Consider the following 21938-nt stretch of genomic DNA (forward strand, 5'->3'; position numbering starts at 1 on the left):
ATGCCATATTTTTAAAATCTAAACTGCTACTAACGAACGCTTCCCGACAAGGTACTTATCTCCCTGTTACCTTTAAGGTTTGAAATACGGAAATCACCCGATACAGAGTTGCCTTTTAGGTTACCATCAATATTGGCCAGCTCGGCATCGCCAGAAACTGTATTTGATTTTGCATTTCCTTTTACTCCATCCATTACAATATCTCCCGAAACTGTATTAGCCGACACATCACTTCCTATTTTTTTGGCTACAATATCACCAGATACCGTGTTGCACTTTACCCTGCGCTGACCAATACCTGTTACCTTAATATCACCGCTTACGCTATTGACATCAGCGTCGGTCATGGCAGGCATTGTAATATGGAAGCGCCCAGATGCATTGCCTTTAGAATTACGAGGATGATCTACCTCTACATAAAGAGTAGTTCCCGACTTACGAGTAACAATTTTATATTCGTCCTTATCGCGTTCCCAGGTTACAGAGCCTGTTACATGCACTTCGTTACCGGCAGCCTGCTCAATAACCACATCACTAAAAACAACATTTACTTCGACTTCAGTAATGTTTTCGAATTTTTTATCTACTTCAACTTTCTTATCCTGCGCGATGCTAGCAGCAGAAAATCCAATAATTCCGATGAGTAATAATAGCTTCTTCATGTTATGTTCTTTTTAATTGCAATTAAGTTTCAAAAATAGGACGCCCAGACATATCGATTAGTTACACTATGAATGTATAAAAATCAGACAACATGGATGAATAAACATTATTTAGCAAATCCCTTTATAGATTTACCTCTTAATGTTATCGAATAAAAAAACCACACAAACCAGCAGTAATTCATTAGCTGTCTGTGTGGCAATACACTATATACCTTAGCAGGATTACTTCCGATTCAAAAAGCAACTGCCTGATTTAAATAATTCTTTAATCAATGCGCAGCTGATAGCCGCTACCATGTATATTAACAATCTCAACCCCTTCAACTTCCCGCAGATATTTGCGCAGTTTAGTTATATACACATCCATACTACGGGTGGTAAAATAACCGGTTTCACCCCACACCTGCTTCAATGCTTTTTCGCGCGGCAAGACCTTATTTTCATTTTGACACAACAACATTAACAGGTCGGCCTCTTTGGGTGACAACTTATATTCTTCATCGTGGAAGTGAATCGTACGAAATTCACTGTTAAATGTGGCACCTCCAATTTTATATTCAGTTTGCACTTCCTCCTGTTGTCGTTTATTACGATTGAGGATTGCCTTTATTTTACAGATCAAAATCTCAGAGTCAAATGGCTTGGTGATATAATCGTCGGCCCCAGTACTGAATCCTTCAAGCACATCTTCCTTCATTATTTTAGCCGTTAAAAATATGATGGGAATATCAGCATTGATCTCTTTAATTTCACGGGCAATGGTAAAACCGTCTACATTTGGCAGCATCACATCTAAAATGCAAATATCAAAACGCCCTTCCTGAAATCGTTTAACTGCAAGCATTCCGTCTTTTACCCATGTTACATCAAACTTATTGATCTCCAAATAGGCCTTCATGACCGTTCCAAAATTCCGGTCATCTTCAACCATAAAGACTCTGTTGTATTCTTCCATCGATACTATTTGTATGGGAGTTGTATTATAAACTCTGTTCCTACATTGATTTTACTTTTAACACTTACATTACCATGGTGAGCATCAATAACTGCCTTTACATAACTCAAGCCTAAACCGAATCCCTTAACGTTATGAACATTGCCTCCTGTAGCCCGATAAAACTTCTCAAAAATCTTATGCTGCTGTTCACGTGTCATGCCAATACCATTGTCTCTGATACTAATCTGCACACCACTACTTGTATTAACTGTCGATACCTTCACTTCAGGTGCATCTTTTGTGTATTTCAGGGCATTTTCAAGCAAATTAACGATCACATTGGTAAAATGTATTTCATCTACTAAAAATACACTTAATTCTGCTTTTAACGAAGTAGAAATTTTACCATTTGTTTCATTAGCCAGCAACTGCATGTTATCAACAGCACGTAAGATCAATTCGTGCAAGTCTTTAGAAGCTTTCACCACAGAGAAATCTTTCTTTTCAATTTGTGACATTTGCAACACACGTTCCACATGGCTGTTCATACGGGTATTTTCTTCTTTGATAATCCTTAAAAAATTACGCACATGCTCTTCGTTATTAATAATGGTCGGTGTTAAAATACTATCGGTAGCCAAACTAATGGTAGCAATGGGAGTTTTAAACTCATGCGTCATATTATTGATAAAGTCGGTTTTTATTTGAGAAACTTTCTTTTGGTTAAGTATCGTGCGAATGGTTATAAAAAAGGTGATTAAAATAAACAGAGTAAAGATCATGGAAAGTGAAACCATTAAACCTTGAGATTTAATTAAGTAGGATGCCATATCGGGAAAATAGATCATTAGCTCAAATGGCGAAATACCTCTAAAAATATCCCGTGGAAATAATCGGATATTGTATGGCTGGTAGTCAGCCGTACTAACCAGGTCAAAAGCTTCAGACTGATATTCGGTCATTTGGCGCGTATATTGGTTAAAAACACCAAATTCATACCTGGTATCTATACCGTTTTGAATCAGCTCCTCCATTAACACTTCGTTAAGTCTTTCTAAATCTACACGTTGTTGCAGAGGGTTATGCCTGGCTTCTATTTCACGCTTCATTTGATTATACACCTCAAGCATCTCCTTATTTCGATGCTCCAAAGCTTCTATTACAACGTTAATTGAGTCTTCTACGTGCAATATCTTCTCCTCGAGCTCAAGCACATCTATTTCCTCACCCGAGGCATCGATCCACACCTGTTGATCGCTGAAATTACCATTTACTTCAGCATGGACCTCTATACGAGTACCTCCATTGGTAATAACAGTATCTTTTTTGTGGTAGATGATTTTTGAATTGCCCGGTGTTATGCTTTGCTGACGAATGATGGCAATGTTGCCATTGGCATCTTGCTGCACTGTCGTATTGCTGTGCTTGGGCACACTGGGAAGAAATTCACGAAAGATATACTCGGCATTATGCTCATTTTCAAGCCGCTGAACAGTATTATCGAGTGATCGATATACAGCTGCCTGAAATTTTTCCCTCTGCACTTTAATCGACTGTTGAATCCATAAGTATTGAGCAGCAATTATTCCCAGCAGCGACAAACTCATTAAAAGGATTAATCCAAGGATTGATTTTCGTTTCATCTGTTTCTCAATTATACTGTAAATATAACGCTTTGAAGCAAAGCACTGTAACACATTAACTTTTCCTTAACTGTTTTTAACCAGACCTTAACCACTTTACTATCAGTTCATTTGTACTTTTGAAATTGTAATCAAAGTGTATTGACTGCATAAAACAATGTATATAAATTAAGTTACTAACTCATTAAGAATGGAAACTATGAAATCAGGAAAAAGAGTATTCGGAATAATACTAGGCGCAATACTAATATGCACAGCCAGCCTAAGTGTCAACGCCCAAACCAATAAAAAAAGCCAGGTTAAAGTAAAGGTGATCAGCACTGAAGGGGAAAAGGTCATTGAGATGGACACTACCTTTACAAATGATGTATTCGTCATTACTTCAGGTGACGAAACAAAGGTTATTAATATGGATAGCATTATGGCTGTGCATCATGATGAAATAGATAAGCACATGCGTGTTATGGCCTTTAAAATGGATTCACTAAACGATTTTCATATTGAATTCGATGGAGACATGGAAAAGGTTCATATTGAGATGGAAAAGCTCCTGAAAGAAAAGGGTATTAAATTAGAAGAAATGGAGCACTTACATGAGGCGCATCGCAATCGGATCATCATTATGCAAGAAGGAGAAAACGAATTAGATATTGAGGAATTTATCACTGAGGATGGTGATCATATAAAAATCATCAAAAAAGAAATTCTTGAGGAAGGTGAGCACGAACCACGTGTTAAATCTTTTATCATTGCTTCAGACAATCATGATATTCCAATGCACTGGAAAGAAAAACACGAGCATACAACAACTGTAAAAGTTGAATCAATTCCACTTGAAGACATTTCTTTCTTAAAAAAGATCGGCCTATCACAAAAGAAGATAATGTCAGAACAGCTTAAGATTGAAGAACTAAAGGTTAAGATCGAAAAGATTATTGAAGATGAAAAACTTCAGACCTTAATGCACATTGAATGTGATTTACCTGAAGGCAGTTATCACCTGGAAATGTTCAACCAAAACGGCGACAAGGTAAAAGAAGACAAGGAAATTAAGGCGGGTCCAATGAAACAGGAGTTTGACCTTAAAGAAGAAGAAGCTCCTTACTATTTGATTCTATCTAAAAACAATCAATTCTTTGGCCGCAAGGTGGTTCTATAAGCGATTTATGTTGTAAAGCCGGCGGGTGTCTTCTTTGTAAGGCAACCGCCTTTTTGTTTTCCAAAAATAAGTAACGTGTCCAATATTTGGACATAACGCAATACCCCACTTTAGCTATACCATTGATTTATTGCATTTTAATTTTTATGGCAAAGCAATTGATATACTCGGATCAAACGAATAGATATGTTTGCAATAGAAATTATCGGTGTAATCATAAGCTTAATGTATATCTGGTTTGTCATCGATAAATATTTAATAATTGACAATAGAGATTTTTAAAAAATAATTGATTGGCGCTTTAATAAGGTAGCTTTTAAAGTAGAGCCAATCAGTAGTTTGGGTGTTTATAATAAAAAAGCTCCTTATCAACGGATAAGGAGCTTTTTTTCGTCTTTTTTATACTATATAATCGTTATAGAAGTATCTTCAACCCAACCTACAGTACCATCTGCAATTTGTATCTCTTTCCATTGCCCCAAGGTACTTATAATCTCAACCTTTGTTCCTTCGTGCAGAATAAATATCTCTGTTCCGTTGGCATTAGGAGAACTTTTAACTGTCAAAGACGGGCTAAATACGATGGCATGGTTTCGATTGACCAATTTACTTTTCTGTCTGTAGCTAAAAGAAAGAGTAATCAAGGTTCCTGCAAGCAAACCAACTCCCAGATAAAAACCAGCTTTCTTTAATAAAACCGAGTTTGAAAAGAAAAACAAGGCCGCCATCACAAGTGTTAAAATAAAACAGATCACCCCAATGTAACTCCAGGTATCAGATGTCGCTTTATTTCGAAAGTCGATAACCCATTTACTTAAAAAGAATTCATCAACAGATTCGATTTTATCGGTTGTTTGCGTATATGCCAGTTCAAGGTTATACTTCACATCTTTATCATGCGGTTTAAGTAGCAAAGCACGTTCGTAATTAAGTATGGCGTTTGCTAACTCTCCATTTTTATAATAGGCATTTCCAAGGTTAAAGTATAACGCACCACTTTCAACACCAGTAGACAATATGCCATTATAAGTATCAATAGCAGCCTGAAAGTTTCCGTCGCTATATTGTTGATTACCTTCCTCAAAGCGTTCATCCTGAGCATTGGCAATCACAAATGACAAACAAAAAGTAAATAATATAATAAGTTGCTTCATTTTTAACGTTTTATTTGATTTTCAAGCTTGCTAATTGTTGCAATCGTCTGATTGTACAATTTATCCATCTCACCTGTTCCTGATGCCGGCGCATATCGAGCAAATTCACATGTATCAAGTATTTCCATTATCTCAGCAATCACTTCATCTGACACATCAGACTTAGCTAAAATTTCACCTGCATTATCTTTGGACAATTCACTTAGTGGCAAACTCAATTTATCACTTAAATAGCCCCACAGCGCCCTAAGCACCTCTTCATAGAAAGCCTCTTTCTCTCCCGACTTTAGGAACTGTGCAGATTTTTTAAGACGTTTGATGGCAACTTTATTGGCCTTCTTTGTTTTCATTAAGCTTACATTGGCATTATCTTTTATTCGCTTTTGATTAATAATGAAAAGCAGAATAAACAAGGACAAGGGTACTAACAATACCAGGTAATATATCAGGCTACCTATAAAGAAAGTACCTGTTGGTTTCAATAGTGTTTTTCCTGTTTTAATAAAGCGAATGTCTTTACCAATAAACTTAACATTCTCCTTACTGACATTAGAGCGTATGATACCACTTGTGCTTTCTGCAGTTCCTTCACCTTTGGCAACAGTGATACTTATCGGTCCTGATTCACTTGTTTCGTATTTTCCAGATTTTGGATTAAAGTAAGCAAACTTAATTGATGGAATAGTAAACTCACCGGCATGACGCGGAATCATCAGGTATTCGTATGTTTTAGATCCTTTCATTCCTCCGGCAGTATTGCTGATGCTGTTTGAGATTTTAGCATCAAAATCATCAAAGTCTGCAGGGAACTTTATTTGAGGATCTTCAATAAATTTATGATTCCCGGTTCCATTGACAACAACCTTTAAAGTGACACCATCATTGACCGATACATCATTTTTATTAACGCTTGCCTTCATGCTTAACTGACCAACTCCACCGGTATATCCTTCAGGGCGACCCGATGGAAGAGGCTTAACATTTATCGCTATTGGTTTTGAGCGTACCTTCTTTTTTACGGTTCGATAATTTGATTCAAAAAAATCATCGAATATACTGCGCGACCGACTGCGAGCCACCCGCTGCCGAATGAGAAATTCAATTTCAGTTGGCTCTATGGTTATTTTGCCGGATTTTTGGGGAAATAATAATTTCTGCTCATATGTATTTACCTGGTATGTACGTCCATTAACATTTTCCATACTCCACGAATTATTACCCTGACCTTGCAAAGACTGCGCAATGAAGGCTGATAATTCGGGTTGCTTTATATCTGACAAGCCATCAATCTGAACCTTTGTATAGATCTTGGTTGTTAACACCAATGATTCACCCTGGTATAAATTCTTTTTTGAAGGTGTCACTGTGATAAACAAATCATCATCACTAGGCACACTTCCTGCAGCCTGGCTTTGCTGATTTTGTTGCTGAGCTTGTGCATCTCCCTTGACAACCTTTAAACTTACACTATTTGAACTAACCTTTTCATCGTCGACTTTAACTGTAGCCGGCGGTATGGTAAACTGCCCTTCTTTGAGGGCCTTAAGGATATAAGTGTAGGTATAGGATGTTTCGCGGGTTACTTTACCATTAACAATAGAAGTACTATTAGAATACGAAGTGCTGGGTCCCATCAGAATCTGAAAATCCTGAAGAGCAGGCAGCCGAATATCACTTCCTTCTTTGTTTAATGTGTATTGTAACTGAAATTTATCACCGACAACTACTGCTGATTGTGCACGAGCTGTAAACTTCACATCTTGTGCCTGAGCTGAATAAAATCCAGCTATAAACAGTAATAGGGTAAGAATGTATAGTCGCATATTTAAATAAGTATTTAATATCAAGATAATAGAATCAAGATCATATATCGCATTAGAATTTCATCCTTGTGTCTAGCATCTTTTAGTCTTGCATTTGAATTAAAGTACAAAAATAGTACTTCTACCAGTTTTTTTCTGTTTTTGTTTGCTGAGCAGCTTTAGCCTTTCTCAATTTCTTCTGCAATTCATTCTCATCTTGCTGAATAGCATTCAGTAATCGTTGCGCATCTTCCTTCGACATTTGTTCCTCAGGTCGCTGTTGCTGATTTTGTTGATTCTTTTGCTGATCCTGCTCTTGCTGGTCTTGTTGCTGTTGCTGCTGATCCTTATTTTGATCCTGTTGCTGATCTTGCTGTTGCTGTTGCTGATCTTTATTCTGCTGCTCTTGCTGATCCTGATCTTTATTTTGATCCTGGTTTTGCTGATCTTGCTGCTGTTGTTGCAACATTTTTTGGGCAGCAATCAGGTTGTAGCGCGAACCATTATCGTCGGGGTTATTGCGCAACGCATTTTTATATGCTTCAACACTTTCCTGAAATTTTTGCATTGCAAAATAACTATTCCCTATGTTATGATATACCTGTGACAGGCGTTGAGGATCTGTTTCGGTACCAGCTAAAATTTGAAATTGATCGAGGGCATCATTAAATTTCTCCTGTTTGTATAAGGCATCACCCAAGTTAAACTGCCCTTCAAAAGAGTTACCAGTTTTATCAAGAGCTTTACGGTATTCTATTTCCGATTCCAGATAAGCAGAGTCGGTAAAATGACTATTCCCGCTTCTTATAAAACGGCGTTCATCCTGCGCATTGATCTTAAAGGTACCAAACAATAGCGCCGAGATAAAAAGTATGTATTTAAACTTCATCATAATTACAAATCCTTACTTGTTTCTTCTTTCTTCACATCAAAAATATTGATGTGTTTCAAGCGTTTGTTCTTGCGTTCTAAAATCAGAAACTCAATAATAATCAACAGCAAAGCCAAAGCAGCAAAGTACTGAAAATGGTCATTATAATCAGTATAAACCTTGGCTTCCAACTCTGACTTTTCCAACTCACTCAGCTCATCAACCAAGCTATTAATACCATTTCGTATATTATTAGCCGGAATATAAGCTCCATTTCCTGTTATGGCAATTTTCTGCAATGTTTGCTCATCAAGTTTTGAAATCACGACATTACCATCACGGTCCTTCATAAAGTCATTACTCCGACCTCCCACAACCGGTATAGGAGCACCTTTGGGCAACCCCATTCCAACCGTATAGATCTTTATTCCATTTTCAGCTGCTGCACTTGCTGCTGCGATAGGATCATCCTCATGATTCTCTCCGTCGGTAATTACTATTATTGCCCTGTTTACATCTTCCTGCGTTGTGAAAGACTTAATTCCTTTGTCGATAGCAGCGCCAATGGCAGTACCTTGCTTTCCTACTATATCGGTATTAATTGAGTTCAAAAACATTTTGGCCGATGCATAGTCTGTTGTAATGGGCAACTGCACATGGGCTTCACCCGCGAAAACAATAAAACCCACCCGGTCATTGTGCAACTTATCAACTAATCTGGAAATTGCTCTTTTAGCCCTATCCAAACGATTGGGTTCAATATCCTGAGCCATCATACTGTTCGAAACATCTAAAGCAACTATTAACTCAATACCCTTACGCTTCACAGTTTGTAATTTACTTCCATACTGCGGTCCTGCAATTGTCAGTATAAGCAACACAAAAGCAAACAACATAAAGTAAAACTTTATTACCGGCCGCCTGAATGACACATTAGGCATCAAGTCATTAAGTAACTCAGCATTCCCGAACTCCTCAAGAGCTTTCTTACGTCTCTTGGCCAGATATAAGTTTATAAATGCCAGTACAGGAATTAGTGCCAGCAGGTATAAAGCATCGGGGTTTTCAAATCTGAATATATTCATTGGTTATTTTTTAAATCAAAATAATGTTCTCTTATGGCAGATTTCTGAAGACCGTGCTTCTCAAGAAGATCTCAAGCAAAAGAAACAGACCTGCAAAGGCAGCGAACCACCAGTATTCTTCTTTTCGTTTGGTATATTCACGCACTTCTATCCTGGTCTTTTCCAACTGATCTATCTCTTCATAAATCTCAACCAGCTTCGATTCATTTGTAGCTCGAAAATACTTACCTCCAGTCATATCAGCAATACCTTCCAGTAACTCCTCATCAATCTTTACTTCCTCTTGTCGATATTGCTTTCCCCACACAGTTTGATAAGGCACAGGTGCCATACCTGTTGTGCCAACTCCAATTGTATATACACGAACTCCAAATGTTTTAGCTATTTCCGCTGCGGTCATCGGTGCTATTTCTCCACGATTATTTACACCATCAGTTAATAAAATAATAACTTTACTTTTTGTATCACTCTCTTTAATTCGCTGAACAGCTGTAGCCAGACCCATCCCAATGGCAGTTCCGCTTTGGTCGATATTTAGATTATTAATATCCTTAAACAAGTTAATTAAAACTCTATGATCGGTAGTTAAAGGACACTGTGTAAAGCTGACAGCTCCATAAACAACTAACCCTATTTTATCATCAGGGCGACCATTAATAAAATCCTCTGCAACTCTAATGGCAGCTTGCAGTCTGTTGGGCTTAAAATCTTCTGCTATCATACTTCCTGAAACATCAAGAGCCATCATTATATCGATCCCCTCTGTAGTTTCATTACGATAACTATTGCTAGACTGCGGACGTGCCAGCACAGTAATAAGCAATACAATGCTAAGCACCCTGAAAGCGAACAACAAGTGTCGCAAATAAACTTTTTTTGACTTTGGTGCTTTTGTAAATCCTTTAAGTGTCGATATTTTAAGCGATGCCTGCATACCTTTTTGCTTCAATACATACCAGGCAATATAAGCTGGCACGATCAGCAAAAGCCAGAAAAACAAAGGGTGTGCAAATACTATATCATTAATCATTATACAATGCTTTTTTATTCTTTTACTGCTTCGTTTTCTTCCTTCTTAAGCATCTCGGCTTTTTCCTCATCCAATGACTTTATCTCTTCTTCTTTTGTCTGATTAACGAAAAAGTAGGCATTGATCATGCTCAAGTCATTTTCATCAGGTAAAGGCTCATGTTTGGCGAATTTAACAAGGTCGGCCGTCATTAATATCTGCTTCAGGTTATCTATTGAATTAACGCCAGTAACATCAATACCTTTAAAAGAGTCCATGATCTCGTCGGTGGTTTGTTCCATCGCCCTGATTTCATATCGTTCTTCAATATAATGACGCAGGGTATCAGTCACACCAGAATAGTATTCTTTAACGCGATTATGTTGCCAAAGCTTTTCTTCTTTGATCTTGTCAAGTGCCTTCAAGGCCTTTTGATGAGGAGGTATAACAGGCTCTTCCTTTTTAAATATCTTAACAGGAACATCTTTACCAAAATATCTTAATGCTATAAAAGTAACAATACCCGCCAAGGCAAGTAGCCCTAGTACCCAAGGTAAATATTTGTATAATTCAGAGAAATGAAAGGGTGTTTCCTGAGGTTCTTTAATGTCTACAATGCCTTTCTGAGGATCTACTTCTTCAAATGGATTGATTACCATCAATGCCATTGGCTCCGTTTGTAATAGGGCCCCAAGTTTTTGACTTGCTTCCTCAAAAACAATGGGAGGAATATAGTGTAAACCACTGTCAAATGAAGTAATTCGGAAATTCTGTTCTATTAATAAACGGCCATTATCATTATTAAGGGTGTCGGGTTCATTTAAACGAACAATTTCAACGTTTCTGGTAATGGTATCGGTTAATAAAGGAAAAGAAAGTTCCATTTCCTCCGGTTGACTCAACTGTAATTTCAAATCAATCTGTCCCCCGATAAAAATTACCGTCGAATCCATCTGCGCGGAAACACTCACATTTTGAGCTTGTGCCGGGAATCCGATGACTACTAATGCAATCAGAGCCAAATTAAACCTAAGCCATTTTATATATGCGTTTTTATTCATTATATGCGTTTTTTAAACAAGGCTATCAGCGCTTTAACATAATCTTCATCTGTACTTACCGAGACATTGTCAACACCACACTTGCTAAACAATCGACGTGTTGCATGATCTGTTTCACGCCACCATTTACTGTATGCTTCCCTTACATCACGATTGGATGTATCTGCCCAATAGTACTCACCGGTTTCTGCATCTTTAAGCTTGATCATTCCAATTGATGGAATTTCTGTTTCGCGTTTGTCAAAAACCTTTAAAGCCACAACATCGTGTTTTTGATTGGCAATCTTCAAGGCATCTTCAAAGTCATCATCAATAAAATCGGACACAACAAAAGTGGTACATCGCTTTTTTATGGCATTGGTTAGATATTTCAAGGCCTCTGAAATATTGGTCTCACGATGTTCGGGTGTGAACGTTATAAACTCGCGAATGATATGCAGGATGTGCTTACGTCCTTTCTTAGGCGGGATAAATTTCTCTATTCTGTCACTAAAGAATATCACTCCGATCTTATCATTATTCTGAATGGCAGAAAAAGCGAGAACAGCAGCAATCTCAGTGATTATATTCTTTTTATATTTGAAAGAGGTACCAAACTCACGAGAACCTGATACGTCAATCATTAAAAGAACAGTCAGCTCTCGTTCTTCTTCAAAAACCTTTATATACGGGTGATTAAATCGAGCCGTTACATTCCAGTCAATATTACGTATATCGTCGCCATACTGATACTCCCGCACCTCACTAAAGGTCATACCCCGACCTTTAAACGCCGAGTGATACTCTCCTGCAAATATATTGGATGAGAGACCACGCGTTTTTATCTCAATCTGGCGTACTTTTTTTAATAAATCAGTTGCTTCCAAACTTTGTGTTTTTATCTGCAGGCTGGTAACTCAGGTCACCAGCACAGCAGTTTGTTATTCTTTTTAATACTATAATCTGAAAAGAATTTTATCATTCCCTTCTCTATAATAACTCAAAACACTTTGCCAATAGCTATCAGCCATTAGCCAAATACAATATTTACGGTACCTCAACCTGGTTCAGGATTTCGCTAATAATTTCCTCGGATGTAATATTATTCGCTTCAGCCTCATAAGATAAACCAATACGATGGCGCAACACATCATGACAAATAGCACGAACATCTTCAGGAATAACATATCCTCGACGTTTGATAAAAGCAAATGCTTTGGCTGCCATAGACAAGCTGATACTTGCACGAGGAGAAGCTCCATATGAAATCATATCTTTAAACTTCTCTAAACCATATTGCTCTGGATAACGTGTCGCAAAGGTTATATCAACAATATACTTTTCAATTTTCTCATCCATGTAAACATCTTTCACCACCTGACGAGCACGAATAATATCTTCTGGTTTAAGAATGGTAGATGCTTTCGGGAATGTTTTAGCCAGGTTATGACGAATGATCATTTGCTCCTCATCTTTCTTTGGGTAATCCAATACGAGCTTCAACATAAAACGGTCTACCTGTGCTTCAGGAAGCGGGTAAGTACCCTCCTGCTCTATTGGGTTTTGGGTAGCCATTACAAGAAATGGTTCATCAAGTGGATATGTCGTTTCTCCAATTGTTACCTGACGTTCCTGCATGGCTTCCAATAAAGCACTCTGCACTTTAGCCGGAGCACGGTTGATCTCATCGGCCAATACAAAGTTGGTGAAAATAGGACCTTGCTTAACAATAAATTCCTCTTTCTTCTGGCTGTAAATCATAGTACCTAACAAATCGGCAGGCAATAAGTCCGGCGTAAACTGAATACGCGAAAACTTGGCATCTACAATGGTAGCCAGTGTATTAATAGCTAATGTCTTTGCCAGCCCCGGAACACCCTCCAGCAAGATGTGACCATCGGACAATAAGCCAATAAGTAAACCTTCAACAAGGTGTTTCTGACCAACAATAACTTTATTCATCTCCATTGTCAGTAAATCAACAAAAGAGCTTTCTTCTTTAATGCGTTCGTTTATAGCTTTAATATCTACGGATTGTTCCATGATTTATATTTTATCGTTTTTATTCTTTTCGACTAATTAATACGCTTTATTCAAATAAACACAAACTTCGCTTATTCAATTATTTTTAGTTCGTTAATTTTTGTTAAGTCAAAACAACTTTAACTATCCTTTAACGATTATTATTGTCAAATATTAACATTTAAAATGCCATGAAAACATTGAGGCAACAACAAAAATAACAGGATTTTTAAGACTAGCCATACAAAATAGAACAGAGCCTGTATAATATGAGCCCAGATGGATTTTATCATTGTGGCTTTAAGAAAATATTAACACTTTTGACACCTCAATTAAACGATAAAATGATGCAATATTTCAGTTTCCACACCCATTCTGATTTTTGTGATGGTAAAACATCTATGGAAACAGTTTGCGAAGAAGCTATTAAGAAGGGTGTTTCCAGTATAGGTTTTAGCAGTCACGCTCCTGTCCCTTTTGACACTAAATGGGCTATGCCATTCCATAAATTAGAAGAATACGTTGCTACCAGCCAAGGGTGTAAAACGAAATACAAGGGAAAACTGGAAGTATACCGGTCTTTAGAAGCAGATTTCATAGCTCACAACAGGAGCATTCCTTTTGATGTATGGCGCAAATTGGGACGATTAGATTATATTATTGGCTCAGTTCATCTTGTATCTAACCCTGAAAAACAAAATACCATTTGGTTTTTAGATGGTCCGGTTGAGAACTATGAAAATGGATTAAATGCTTGTTTTGATGGCAACATTAAACAAGCCGTATCAAGCTATTACAAACAGGTGCAGGAAATGGTTGTGAGTCAAAAACCTGATGTTATAGCCCATATGGATAAAGTAATAATGAACAATAAGGGCAAATTCTTCTCTGAAGATGAAGCCTGGTATCAGGATGCACTGGAAGAAACACTTCAGGTTATCGCCAAAACAAATACTATTATTGAAGTTAATACGCGCGGCATATACCGGGGGAAGTACCATACTTTTTTCCCTAATGAATCGGTTATTAAACGTTGTGTTGAATTGGAAATTCCATTAACAGTTTCGGTAGATGCACATCATCCTGACGAGCTTACCAGGGAGTTTAAAAACGCTGTGATAGCAATTCAACGAGCAGGCGGAACCTCGATCAGCATTTTTACTTCTGCCGGATGGGAACAAAAAGACATAGATGCTGTTATGTCTTAATAATATTAAAGATTGATTATTCACTAAACCATTTAACATGTTTGACGATAACGACTTTGTTTGCAGACATATGCAAATGACAAAAGCCGACATAATAAAAGTAATTCGTGATAAAAGCATTACATCATTTGAAGATCTTCAGGATGAAACTGATGTAGCTACCATTTGCGGCAGTTGTGTTGCTGATATAGAAGAAATATTAGAAGATGAAATCGCAAAGCGTGAAGCTTAATTATTAGCCCAATGCTGAATTGTTTTTTGTTTAAAAAAAAGTAACCTTTCAACCGTAAAAGATACAATAAAATGGCTCTTTTTACCTCGTCGAAAGGTTATTTGACGAATATAAGTTCATGAACTATGAAAGATTTATATACATGAATAAAAGCAAATTAATCTTCTATCATAAGCAATGAACTATCACCATAACTTAAAAAGCGAAAGTTATGAGTAAGAGCGTATTCATAGATACTTTTCCATTTTTGTCCTACAATGGCTCCTATAAGCAGCAATAAAGTACTCTGAGGCTGATGAAAATTCGTCACCAGACCATTGATTACTTTAAAGTTATATCCTGGTACTATAATTATTGATGTCTTTCCAGCCAGATGGGACAAATTATTTTTTTCCATGTAATTCATTAAAGCCAGAAAAGCTTCTTTTTTGGTATATGTATCGTCCAGGTTATAGGCATCCCATTGTTCGATTCCGTGGTTAATGGGCATATCCATCAGCAACCTGACCCCATACCAATAAAGGCTCTCAAGCGTACGAACAGATGTTGTGCCAACAGCTATCAGCTCGTTGGCATTTGTCAATAACCTTTGCAACGCAACTCTTTCAATAACGAAATGCTCCGTATGCATATCATGATCAGCAATGGCTTCAGCTTTTACCGGCTTAAACGTACCTGCTCCAACATGCAATGTGACATTTAGCAAGGGATGCTGTCTATCCTCTAACTGGTTTAAAATATCCTTTGTGAAATGCAAGCCGGCCGTTGGGGCAGCAACTGAGCCCTGGTGCTCTGAATAAACGGTTTGATAACGGTCTTTATCGATATCTTCGGTTTCCCTGTTCAGATACGGTGGTATTGGGGTTAAACCGATGTGTTCAATTATTTCAGCAAATGATACATCAGTATTATCCCAGGAAAACTCAATACTGTAAGCATCACTTAAACGTTCACCTTTTACTATTGATAATGTTAAGTGGTGATTGTTAAACGCAATTGCTTTTGTCAGAGCTCCGGTTTTCCATTTGCGAGCATTACCAACAATACACTTCCAGGTTGTTTTTTGACGGCTGTCAAATGCCATCTGGACTTCAGACGGTATTAATGGTTCAAGGCAAAAAATTTCAATTTCTGCACCTGTTTCTTTACGAAATTTTAAACGGGCCCTGATAACCTTGGTGTTATTAAAAGCTAACATGGCACCTTTGGGCAGCTCGCCTAGGATGTCGGTAAACTTCCGCTCACATATTTCATTGTTCTTATAGACAAGTAATTTTGATTGCTCCCTGTTATCCAAAGGATATTTTGCAATTCGCTCATCAGGCAATTCATAGGTGTAATCACTAATTGAAATATGTGGCTTATTCATCATTATCATTTTTAGCGCGACAAATTTAGCTAACTTTGCCAACCTGTACCAATTATATAAACGTTTGTTGGTGCATATTTCATCAGAATAATTTAAACTTGATCATATGAAGGTGAAAGCAGGCGATACTGTTCGCTTTTTAAATAGTAGCGGTGGAGGAACCGTTGTGCGAGTTGATGGCAAATTGGCATATGTTGAAGATGAAGATGGCTTTGAAGTACCGGTAATGGTGCACGAATGTGTTGTTATTAAAGATGAAAAGCCTCAGTCAACTGAAAACGAAGAGCCGGAGGTTGAAGAAGAAACATATGAGTATAACGAAGAGCTTGGTGACGACTCTGATCCTCAATTCTACATTGCCTTTTTACAAGGTGATAAACCGGGTCAGGCATCTGGTGACCTGCGGGTACAGGCCATTAACGACAGTAATTATTTTGTCTTTTATACGATCAGCAACTTAAGAAGGGATGGTGATCTTGATCTGTTCTACCATGGCATTATCGAGCCTAATACTAAACTTGCATTAGATAAACTTGCCGTTATGCAATTGGATGATCGCCAATGGCAAATAAACCTGTCATTTTACAAAAAAGGCAAAACCTACAAAAACCTCGCGCCGGTTTCTGATATTATCAAAATAAAAGCAACTCGATTTCTAAAGGAAAATGCTTTTGCTGATAATGCTTATTATCACGAAAAGGCTGTTTTATTACCTGTTATCAAAGGCGAGTTTGAAAGAAAATTAGATGCCTTAACAGATAAAGAAATCAGCAAAGCCATTAAAGAAAAAGAGGCTAAAACTCCCCGAAAGAAGTATGCTCGTCGTGATGAGCCATCTATTCTTGAAGTTGATTTACACATTGATGAAATAATTGATACGACTGCCGGATTAAGTAATGGAGACATCATTACCATTCAACTTGACAAGTTTAAGCAGGTTATGGCGGATAATGCAGGTAAAAAAGGTCGTAAAATTGTGTTTATCCACGGTGTTGGTAATGGCAAACTAAAAACAGAAGTTCGCAAGCTACTTGACCGTCAATTTAAAAAGCATCAGTATCAGGATGCTTCTTTTAAAGAGTACGGTTATGGTGCAACCATGGTAATTATTTAGGCTTACAACACAAAAATAGCCTATAAGCCTATTCAATCGTACCCATTAAAAAAGTAAAGAACTTATTGGTCAACACACTATAAAAAAAACGCCCAAATTTGAATTTGGGCGTTTCTTGTAAATATATTTATTATTAGAATATTCCTTTTATTCCCGGTAGCTGGCCAACAAGAGCTAAAGCAACAACACAAATTACAAACATAACACTTGGTATAACCAATTTTTCACTCCACTTTAACTGTGCAGCTCTTTCGCGATCGCCAATCAATCCCATGTTATCCAACAACATGGTCAATGCCCAACCAAATACAGGATTTACAAGAGCACTCGCAAAGATACATGTACCGGCACTTAATGAATCTTGTTGTTTCTGGATCATTTGCATACCTGCTTCAAGCAATGGTAAGAATACACCTACAATCAGAGCGATACGCAATACCGGTTCCCACATAGCTAAATCCATTGGGTATCCTAAAACACCTGCCAGAATACATAAAATACCAGTAAGAATGGCTCCCGCAGGAATTGGTCGTTTAGCGATAGCAGCAGGAATCATATAGGTTCCCCATGAGGAAGCAATATTACCACCACCCAGGAATGAACCTATCGCCTGACGAATAGAAGCTACGGTCATTGTATCATCAACATCCATTAATACATTCTTGGCCTTTTTAGGATAATTCAGTTCCTGGAATACACGGTGCCCTAAATAATCAGGTGACCACATGGCTACAGCCAGAATAGCAAAAGGAATAACCGCGATGTAATGCTGTAAATTTGGCCATCCAAGCTTCCAACCTGTTGTTTCGCCCCACCACCATAAAGGGTTCATATGGGGTAATCCAGGTTTTGTGGTAAAGGCAAAATCAGCACCCATTGAAAAAGCAACAATCCCGGCAATCGCTGAACATAAAGGAATTGCCAGCCAGCGCTTCCCAATTCGGGCAAGATATGCATAGATTATAATAGTGATTCCAATAACAACGAATGATACTGTACTTACGCCTCCTGCTTCAGCCCAGGCATTAAACTTTGTGATTTGACCAATTAGTCCAACGGCACCGAGGTATATTAACAGTCCGCCCCTAACACCAACACCTGTAAGTGTCATTAATTTTGATCCTCCTTTGGTAATACTCAATAACAAACCAAAGAATCCAATTAATACTCCAAGGGCAAGTGGATGTCCTCCTGCAGCAGCAATAATAGGGATAAGCGGAATCATCGGTCCGTGTGTACCTGCAAGGTTGGCATTGGGATTAAGAATTGCAGAAAACAGAATTACAAATATACCACCGGCTATTAGCAACTCAAATCTAACGTTTTCAGCAACAAAATCAGGTGTTAAACCAAATTGCGATGCAAATGCAGCAACCATGGCAGTAACCATTACTACCTTTCCAATGGTGGCCGCCAGCGCAGGAACAAAATCTTCCAATTCAAAATGAAAATCTCTGAAAGGCAAATTAAGTCGCCATTTCCTGAATTTCATAATGGTTAACTCGTGCTCCAGGTACTCAGTTCGGTTTTTAAATTCTCTTGAACTCTTCCTCTGCTCTTTATATGAGCGCTTATCATTTTCCATCTGCGACAATATCTTTTATTAATTTCTTTTAAAATTATTGAAGTTGTCAGGGATAATATTTTATTAGGTCGCTGCAAAACTAACAAAATCAATAAGCAAAGCAAATGACAAAAAGGCTCGCCAAAAAATTGACGTTTATGTCATTACACAATGATTTAATTGCTACAAGAGGTATTCTAAATAACTAACGCGCTAACAACAACCTGTCATAGTTCATGAAAGCTCAATAAAACCGGCACAATCAGACATATTAGCATTACTTCCAACACCGATAGATAAGTTCTCTAATTTAGAAGCGTTTTATCTTGATCGACTGTTAAAATATATGATTATTTAAACTGATTCTACCTAACAACTCTCCTAAATAGTAGATAGACAATGCCACCTATTGGCTTATCCAAACTTACTACCCTGCAGTAAATCTAAGGTATTAACACACTATCCGCGGTCAGAACAGCGAAACTTTATTGCGGAACGATCTTGTTCAGCGGGGCATTACACACTTTTAAAATCAGCATTTACCTTTGCCGGTATCGTATTGACCTCTGAAAAGACCTTCTTTAATGTTCCTATTTCTATTTGAGTAAGTTGTGCCATATCCACATTATTGTTAGGTTCCAAACCTTTTAGAATATCTGCAGACTGAAACCTGAAACGTAATTGCATCAGGTAATTGTATGACAAACTTAGTTCTTCAAACATAATCTTGGAAAGTTTCTCCTCTTCATACAGGCGTTTGATTCGTGCCAGGGTATTCGTTTCATCAAAACCATTTTTTAAGGCATACAGTCTTGAATATTTAATGATGGGCATTAGTATCATTTTAATGTCAATATTCTTGCTTTTTGAAGATGTATCATTGCCAACAATATTTCCAAATACCCCAACTGGTGATTTAAAGTTACCTACTGACTGTGCCATTGCCGAAAGAAAGATGCGCTTTTCCTGCACAACTTCCAATACATGGCTTTTTAATGACTGAACCAGGTTATAGTTACCATAAATACCCCTTAGATCGAAAAAGATACTTGCCTCTACTACACTTTCCAGATCACCTGTATCCATCCAACTGTCAAAATAGCCTTTCCAAACTGACCAGGGTTGATTCCATTTCGGATTACTGGCCATGATTCCTCCGGTGCAATAATGGTAGCCTAGATCATTCAACGCATCTGAAATAAATTCACCCAGGTCCATGAAATATCCCTGAACTCCAGATAATTGTTCTTCAGGCACATCTTCAAAAATAATGGCATTATCCTGATCTGTTTTCAGACTCTGTTCCATTCGTCCTTCACTTCCCAAAACAACGAAAGTAAACTGGCAGGGTGCTTCTCCGTTCTTTTCGATTCCCAGTTCAATGATCCGTTTTGTAAAGGCATCCGTAATAGATGTGATAATCCGCGTAATATTAGCTGTATTATCACCACTCTCAACAAGGGCATTGACCAGCACGGGCACCTTCTTATGAATATCGATCAATTCATCAATCGTTTCAGCAATAGCAATTTCTTTAATTAAAAAGCCAACAGTATTTTGCTGCATTGCCATTACATCAAGATAGGTAATATAGCCTGTAAATTCATGATCTGCGCTCAGGGTTACAAGCGATGAAACCTCCTTGCGGTTAAACTGTAGTTGTATTTCATACAGTAAGGCGTTTTGAGATACAGTAGCAATAGGAGCCGTCATTACTTGTGATACCGGAATATTCAGCTCTTTATTTTCGGCAAGTACACGTTTACGAATATCAGTATCGGTTACAACACCAAGCAGGTACCCGCTTTCTTTCACGAACAGGTATTCTTTTTTCTTCCTGGTAAGAAGTTTCGCTGCTTCCTGAATAGTCGTTGTCGGTGAGCAACTTAATATATCACGAATCAAATGTTTAACAGGCTGTTTCATCAACAATAAGGAAGTTTGCAACTCACTCGCCAGCTTTTCTGATTCTTTTGCTATCATTACCTTTTTGGACACCTCTTTGGGTATAATGATATAACTATCCTGGTTGTTGTAGTTGACACGCGATATGGCTATGACCACATCTTTAGTTACACCATTGGAACACTTTAAATTTGTTTCATATGATATCGTTGTCTTTTCCTTTAGAAATGATGAAGTAAGCTCATCCCAACTGATGGTAAACAGATCATCAAACGTTTTTTGCTTAATATCTCCAATCTGATGACCGGATAAATTGCAAAACTTAGAATTACAAAAGACGATTCGATTGTCATGAAACATGACGGTTCCTTCAGTTGAAGCATCCACCAGGGTTTTATATTTTCGCTGCGATAAGCGCAACTCAGCCGTTAATCTTTTTCTTTTTAGCTCTATTGCATGACTCTGACGGATCACATACAATAAAATCATTGTGATAATTGAAAGTATTAACAAGAAGATACGAAGTAATCTCCCTTTAAGTTCCTTTATCTCTGCTTCCACATCATCAATGTAAATACCTGTACCAATTATCCATCCCCAGGGCTCAAACGACTTCACATACGATAATTTAGGCACGATCTGGCTGGCATCATCCTTCCATTGCCACAGGTAATCTATAAAGCCCTCGTTTGTCACTTCTACCACCTTAGTGGCTTCAACGAAAGGCTTTTTACCGTTGGCATCTTTGTAGTCATTCAGGTCGCTACCAACAAGTTCAGGACGATATGGATGCATAATCATCCGAGGTTCCTGGTTGATTATCCAGAAGTAGTCTTTTCGTTCATTTCCGTACCTGATTTCAGCAATACGGGCAATAGCCTGCTTTTGTGCTTCAGCACGACTTAACCTTGAGGCCTTGTATTCATTTTCATATTCCTCAAATAAGCTCCAGGCTGAATTGGTCAACTCTGATATCATCTCCTTCTTTTTATTCATAATGGCACTTTCGTAGGCCGGAATAAAAATGAAATACAATGAGATAACAAACAGGATGACCGTTAGAAGCGTTGGTACTACAATACTAACAAAGAAGTTCTTGAAGTTATAATTTGACATGTATCGGGCTTTTAGTATTGCTAAAATACCAAAGTATTACAAA

Annotated in this window: 18 protein-coding genes; 4 read left to right on the forward strand and 14 right to left on the reverse strand. The window is 37.7% G+C overall.

Annotated features, from left to right (window positions below; all coding sequences use genetic code 11):
- Nucleotides 1-29: 29 nt before the first annotated feature.
- The 3 genes from ACRD69_RS09580 to ACRD69_RS09590 form a co-directional block, all read right to left on the reverse strand.
- On the reverse strand, nt 30-662 hold the full coding sequence (locus tag ACRD69_RS09580; protein WP_430814854.1) for a DUF4097 family beta strand repeat-containing protein: 633 nt from the start codon (nt 660-662) through the stop codon (nt 30-32).
- Nucleotides 663-930: 268 nt separating this feature from the next.
- Complete coding sequence (locus ACRD69_RS09585) at nt 931-1620, reverse strand: response regulator transcription factor (RefSeq protein WP_430814855.1); 690 nt, start codon at nt 1618-1620, stop codon at nt 931-933.
- 5 nt (nt 1621-1625) lie between these two features.
- Nucleotides 1626-3245, reverse strand: a complete 1620-nt coding sequence (locus ACRD69_RS09590) for a sensor histidine kinase (protein WP_430814856.1) — start codon at nt 3243-3245, stop codon at nt 1626-1628.
- A 190-nt stretch (nt 3246-3435) separates the two neighbouring features.
- Between ACRD69_RS09590 and ACRD69_RS09595 the strand changes: the two genes are divergently transcribed.
- Nucleotides 3436-4404, forward strand: coding sequence for a hypothetical protein (locus tag ACRD69_RS09595; protein ID WP_430814857.1), 969 nt, complete (start codon nt 3436-3438; stop codon nt 4402-4404).
- Nucleotides 4405-4808: 404 nt separating this feature from the next.
- On the opposite strand, the gene ACRD69_RS09600 is transcribed toward ACRD69_RS09595, so the two are convergent.
- From ACRD69_RS09600 to ACRD69_RS09635, 8 genes are all read right to left on the reverse strand, one after another.
- Nucleotides 4809-5558, reverse strand: coding sequence for a tetratricopeptide repeat protein (locus tag ACRD69_RS09600; RefSeq protein WP_430814858.1), 750 nt, complete (start codon nt 5556-5558; stop codon nt 4809-4811).
- 2 nt (nt 5559-5560) lie between these two features.
- Entirely contained in the window at nt 5561-7381 is a 1821-nt protein-coding gene (locus ACRD69_RS09605) for a BatD family protein (RefSeq protein WP_430814859.1), read from the reverse strand.
- A 121-nt stretch (nt 7382-7502) separates the two neighbouring features.
- On the reverse strand, nt 7503-8252 hold the full coding sequence (locus ACRD69_RS09610; protein WP_430814860.1) for a tetratricopeptide repeat protein: 750 nt from the start codon (nt 8250-8252) through the stop codon (nt 7503-7505).
- Nucleotides 8253-8254: 2 nt separating this feature from the next.
- Nucleotides 8255-9316, reverse strand: a complete 1062-nt coding sequence (locus tag ACRD69_RS09615) for a vWA domain-containing protein (protein ID WP_430814861.1) — start codon at nt 9314-9316, stop codon at nt 8255-8257.
- A 31-nt stretch (nt 9317-9347) separates the two neighbouring features.
- Nucleotides 9348-10346 carry a vWA domain-containing protein gene (locus tag ACRD69_RS09620; protein ID WP_430814862.1) on the reverse strand — a complete coding sequence of 333 codons (999 nt, stop codon included), beginning with the start codon at nt 10344-10346 and terminating at the stop codon, nt 9348-9350.
- 14 nt (nt 10347-10360) lie between these two features.
- The gene (locus ACRD69_RS09625) at nt 10361-11386 is read right to left on the reverse strand and encodes a hypothetical protein (RefSeq protein WP_430814863.1); all 1026 of its coding nucleotides are present in this window, start codon (nt 11384-11386) and stop codon (nt 10361-10363) included.
- Nucleotides 11386-12252 carry a DUF58 domain-containing protein gene (locus ACRD69_RS09630; protein ID WP_430814864.1) on the reverse strand — a complete coding sequence of 289 codons (867 nt, stop codon included), beginning with the start codon at nt 12250-12252 and terminating at the stop codon, nt 11386-11388. Before ACRD69_RS09630 ends, ACRD69_RS09625 begins: the two co-directional genes overlap by 1 nt.
- Nucleotides 12253-12412: 160 nt before the next feature.
- A complete protein-coding gene (locus ACRD69_RS09635; RefSeq protein WP_430814865.1) occupies nt 12413-13408 on the reverse strand; it encodes an AAA family ATPase in 996 nt (331 codons plus the stop codon).
- 326 nt (nt 13409-13734) lie between these two features.
- Here ACRD69_RS09635 and ACRD69_RS09640 point away from each other — a divergent pair, with 326 nt between their 5' ends.
- Together ACRD69_RS09640 and ACRD69_RS09645 are read left to right on the forward strand one after the other, a co-directional pair.
- Nucleotides 13735-14595 (forward strand): histidinol-phosphatase, encoded by an 861-nt coding sequence (locus tag ACRD69_RS09640; protein WP_430814866.1) that lies wholly within the window; start codon nt 13735-13737, stop codon nt 14593-14595.
- A gap of 37 nt (nt 14596-14632) precedes the next feature.
- Nucleotides 14633-14827 (forward strand): (2Fe-2S)-binding protein, encoded by a 195-nt coding sequence (locus ACRD69_RS09645; protein WP_430814867.1) that lies wholly within the window; start codon nt 14633-14635, stop codon nt 14825-14827.
- A gap of 157 nt (nt 14828-14984) precedes the next feature.
- Here ACRD69_RS09645 and ACRD69_RS09650 read toward each other — a convergent pair whose 3' ends face one another.
- Nucleotides 14985-16196, reverse strand: coding sequence for an S-adenosylmethionine:tRNA ribosyltransferase-isomerase (locus tag ACRD69_RS09650; protein ID WP_430814868.1), 1212 nt, complete (start codon nt 16194-16196; stop codon nt 14985-14987).
- Between the two features lie 106 nt (nt 16197-16302).
- Between ACRD69_RS09650 and ACRD69_RS09655 the strand changes: the two genes are divergently transcribed.
- Nucleotides 16303-17310 (forward strand): DUF2027 domain-containing protein, encoded by a 1008-nt coding sequence (locus ACRD69_RS09655; protein WP_430814869.1) that lies wholly within the window; start codon nt 16303-16305, stop codon nt 17308-17310.
- A gap of 133 nt (nt 17311-17443) precedes the next feature.
- On the opposite strand, the gene ACRD69_RS09660 is transcribed toward ACRD69_RS09655, so the two are convergent.
- Nucleotides 17444-18895 carry a DUF3360 family protein gene (locus tag ACRD69_RS09660; RefSeq protein ID WP_430814870.1) on the reverse strand — a complete coding sequence of 484 codons (1452 nt, stop codon included), beginning with the start codon at nt 18893-18895 and terminating at the stop codon, nt 17444-17446.
- Nucleotides 18896-19390: 495 nt separating this feature from the next.
- Nucleotides 19391-21895, reverse strand: a complete 2505-nt coding sequence (locus ACRD69_RS09665) for a DUF294 nucleotidyltransferase-like domain-containing protein (protein ID WP_430814871.1) — start codon at nt 21893-21895, stop codon at nt 19391-19393.
- Nucleotides 21896-21938: the final 43 nt, after the last annotated feature.

It is taken from the genome of Carboxylicivirga agarovorans, from assembly GCF_050589845.1.
Lineage (GTDB): Bacteria > Bacteroidota > Bacteroidia > Bacteroidales > Marinilabiliaceae > Carboxylicivirga > Carboxylicivirga agarovorans.

What these genes read in the sequence shown, in the direction of transcription:
- ACRD69_RS09580 (WP_430814854.1), bottom strand. Translation starts at nt 662, where the DNA reads ATGAAGAAGCTATTATTACTCATCGGAATTATTGGATTTTCTGCTGCT.
- ACRD69_RS09585 (WP_430814855.1), bottom strand. Translation starts at nt 1,620, where the DNA reads ATGGAAGAATACAACAGAGTCTTTATGGTTGAAGATGACCGGAATTTT.
- ACRD69_RS09590 (WP_430814856.1), bottom strand. Translation starts at nt 3,245, where the DNA reads ATGAAACGAAAATCAATCCTTGGATTAATCCTTTTAATGAGTTTGTCG.
- ACRD69_RS09595 (WP_430814857.1), top strand. Translation starts at nt 3,436, where the DNA reads ATGGAAACTATGAAATCAGGAAAAAGAGTATTCGGAATAATACTAGGC.
- ACRD69_RS09600 (WP_430814858.1), bottom strand. Translation starts at nt 5,558, where the DNA reads ATGAAGCAACTTATTATATTATTTACTTTTTGTTTGTCATTTGTGATT.
- ACRD69_RS09605 (WP_430814859.1), bottom strand. Translation starts at nt 7,381, where the DNA reads ATGCGACTATACATTCTTACCCTATTACTGTTTATAGCTGGATTTTAT.
- ACRD69_RS09610 (WP_430814860.1), bottom strand. Translation starts at nt 8,252, where the DNA reads ATGATGAAGTTTAAATACATACTTTTTATCTCGGCGCTATTGTTTGGT.
- ACRD69_RS09615 (WP_430814861.1), bottom strand. Translation starts at nt 9,316, where the DNA reads ATGAATATATTCAGATTTGAAAACCCCGATGCTTTATACCTGCTGGCA.
- ACRD69_RS09620 (WP_430814862.1), bottom strand. Translation starts at nt 10,346, where the DNA reads ATGATTAATGATATAGTATTTGCACACCCTTTGTTTTTCTGGCTTTTG.
- ACRD69_RS09625 (WP_430814863.1), bottom strand. Translation starts at nt 11,386, where the DNA reads ATGAATAAAAACGCATATATAAAATGGCTTAGGTTTAATTTGGCTCTG.
- ACRD69_RS09635 (WP_430814865.1), bottom strand. Translation starts at nt 13,408, where the DNA reads ATGGAACAATCCGTAGATATTAAAGCTATAAACGAACGCATTAAAGAA.
- ACRD69_RS09640 (WP_430814866.1), top strand. Translation starts at nt 13,735, where the DNA reads ATGCAATATTTCAGTTTCCACACCCATTCTGATTTTTGTGATGGTAAA.
- ACRD69_RS09645 (WP_430814867.1), top strand. Translation starts at nt 14,633, where the DNA reads ATGTTTGACGATAACGACTTTGTTTGCAGACATATGCAAATGACAAAA.
- ACRD69_RS09650 (WP_430814868.1), bottom strand. Translation starts at nt 16,196, where the DNA reads ATGAATAAGCCACATATTTCAATTAGTGATTACACCTATGAATTGCCT.
- ACRD69_RS09655 (WP_430814869.1), top strand. Translation starts at nt 16,303, where the DNA reads ATGAAGGTGAAAGCAGGCGATACTGTTCGCTTTTTAAATAGTAGCGGT.
- ACRD69_RS09660 (WP_430814870.1), bottom strand. Translation starts at nt 18,895, where the DNA reads ATGGAAAATGATAAGCGCTCATATAAAGAGCAGAGGAAGAGTTCAAGA.
- ACRD69_RS09665 (WP_430814871.1), bottom strand. Translation starts at nt 21,895, where the DNA reads ATGTCAAATTATAACTTCAAGAACTTCTTTGTTAGTATTGTAGTACCA.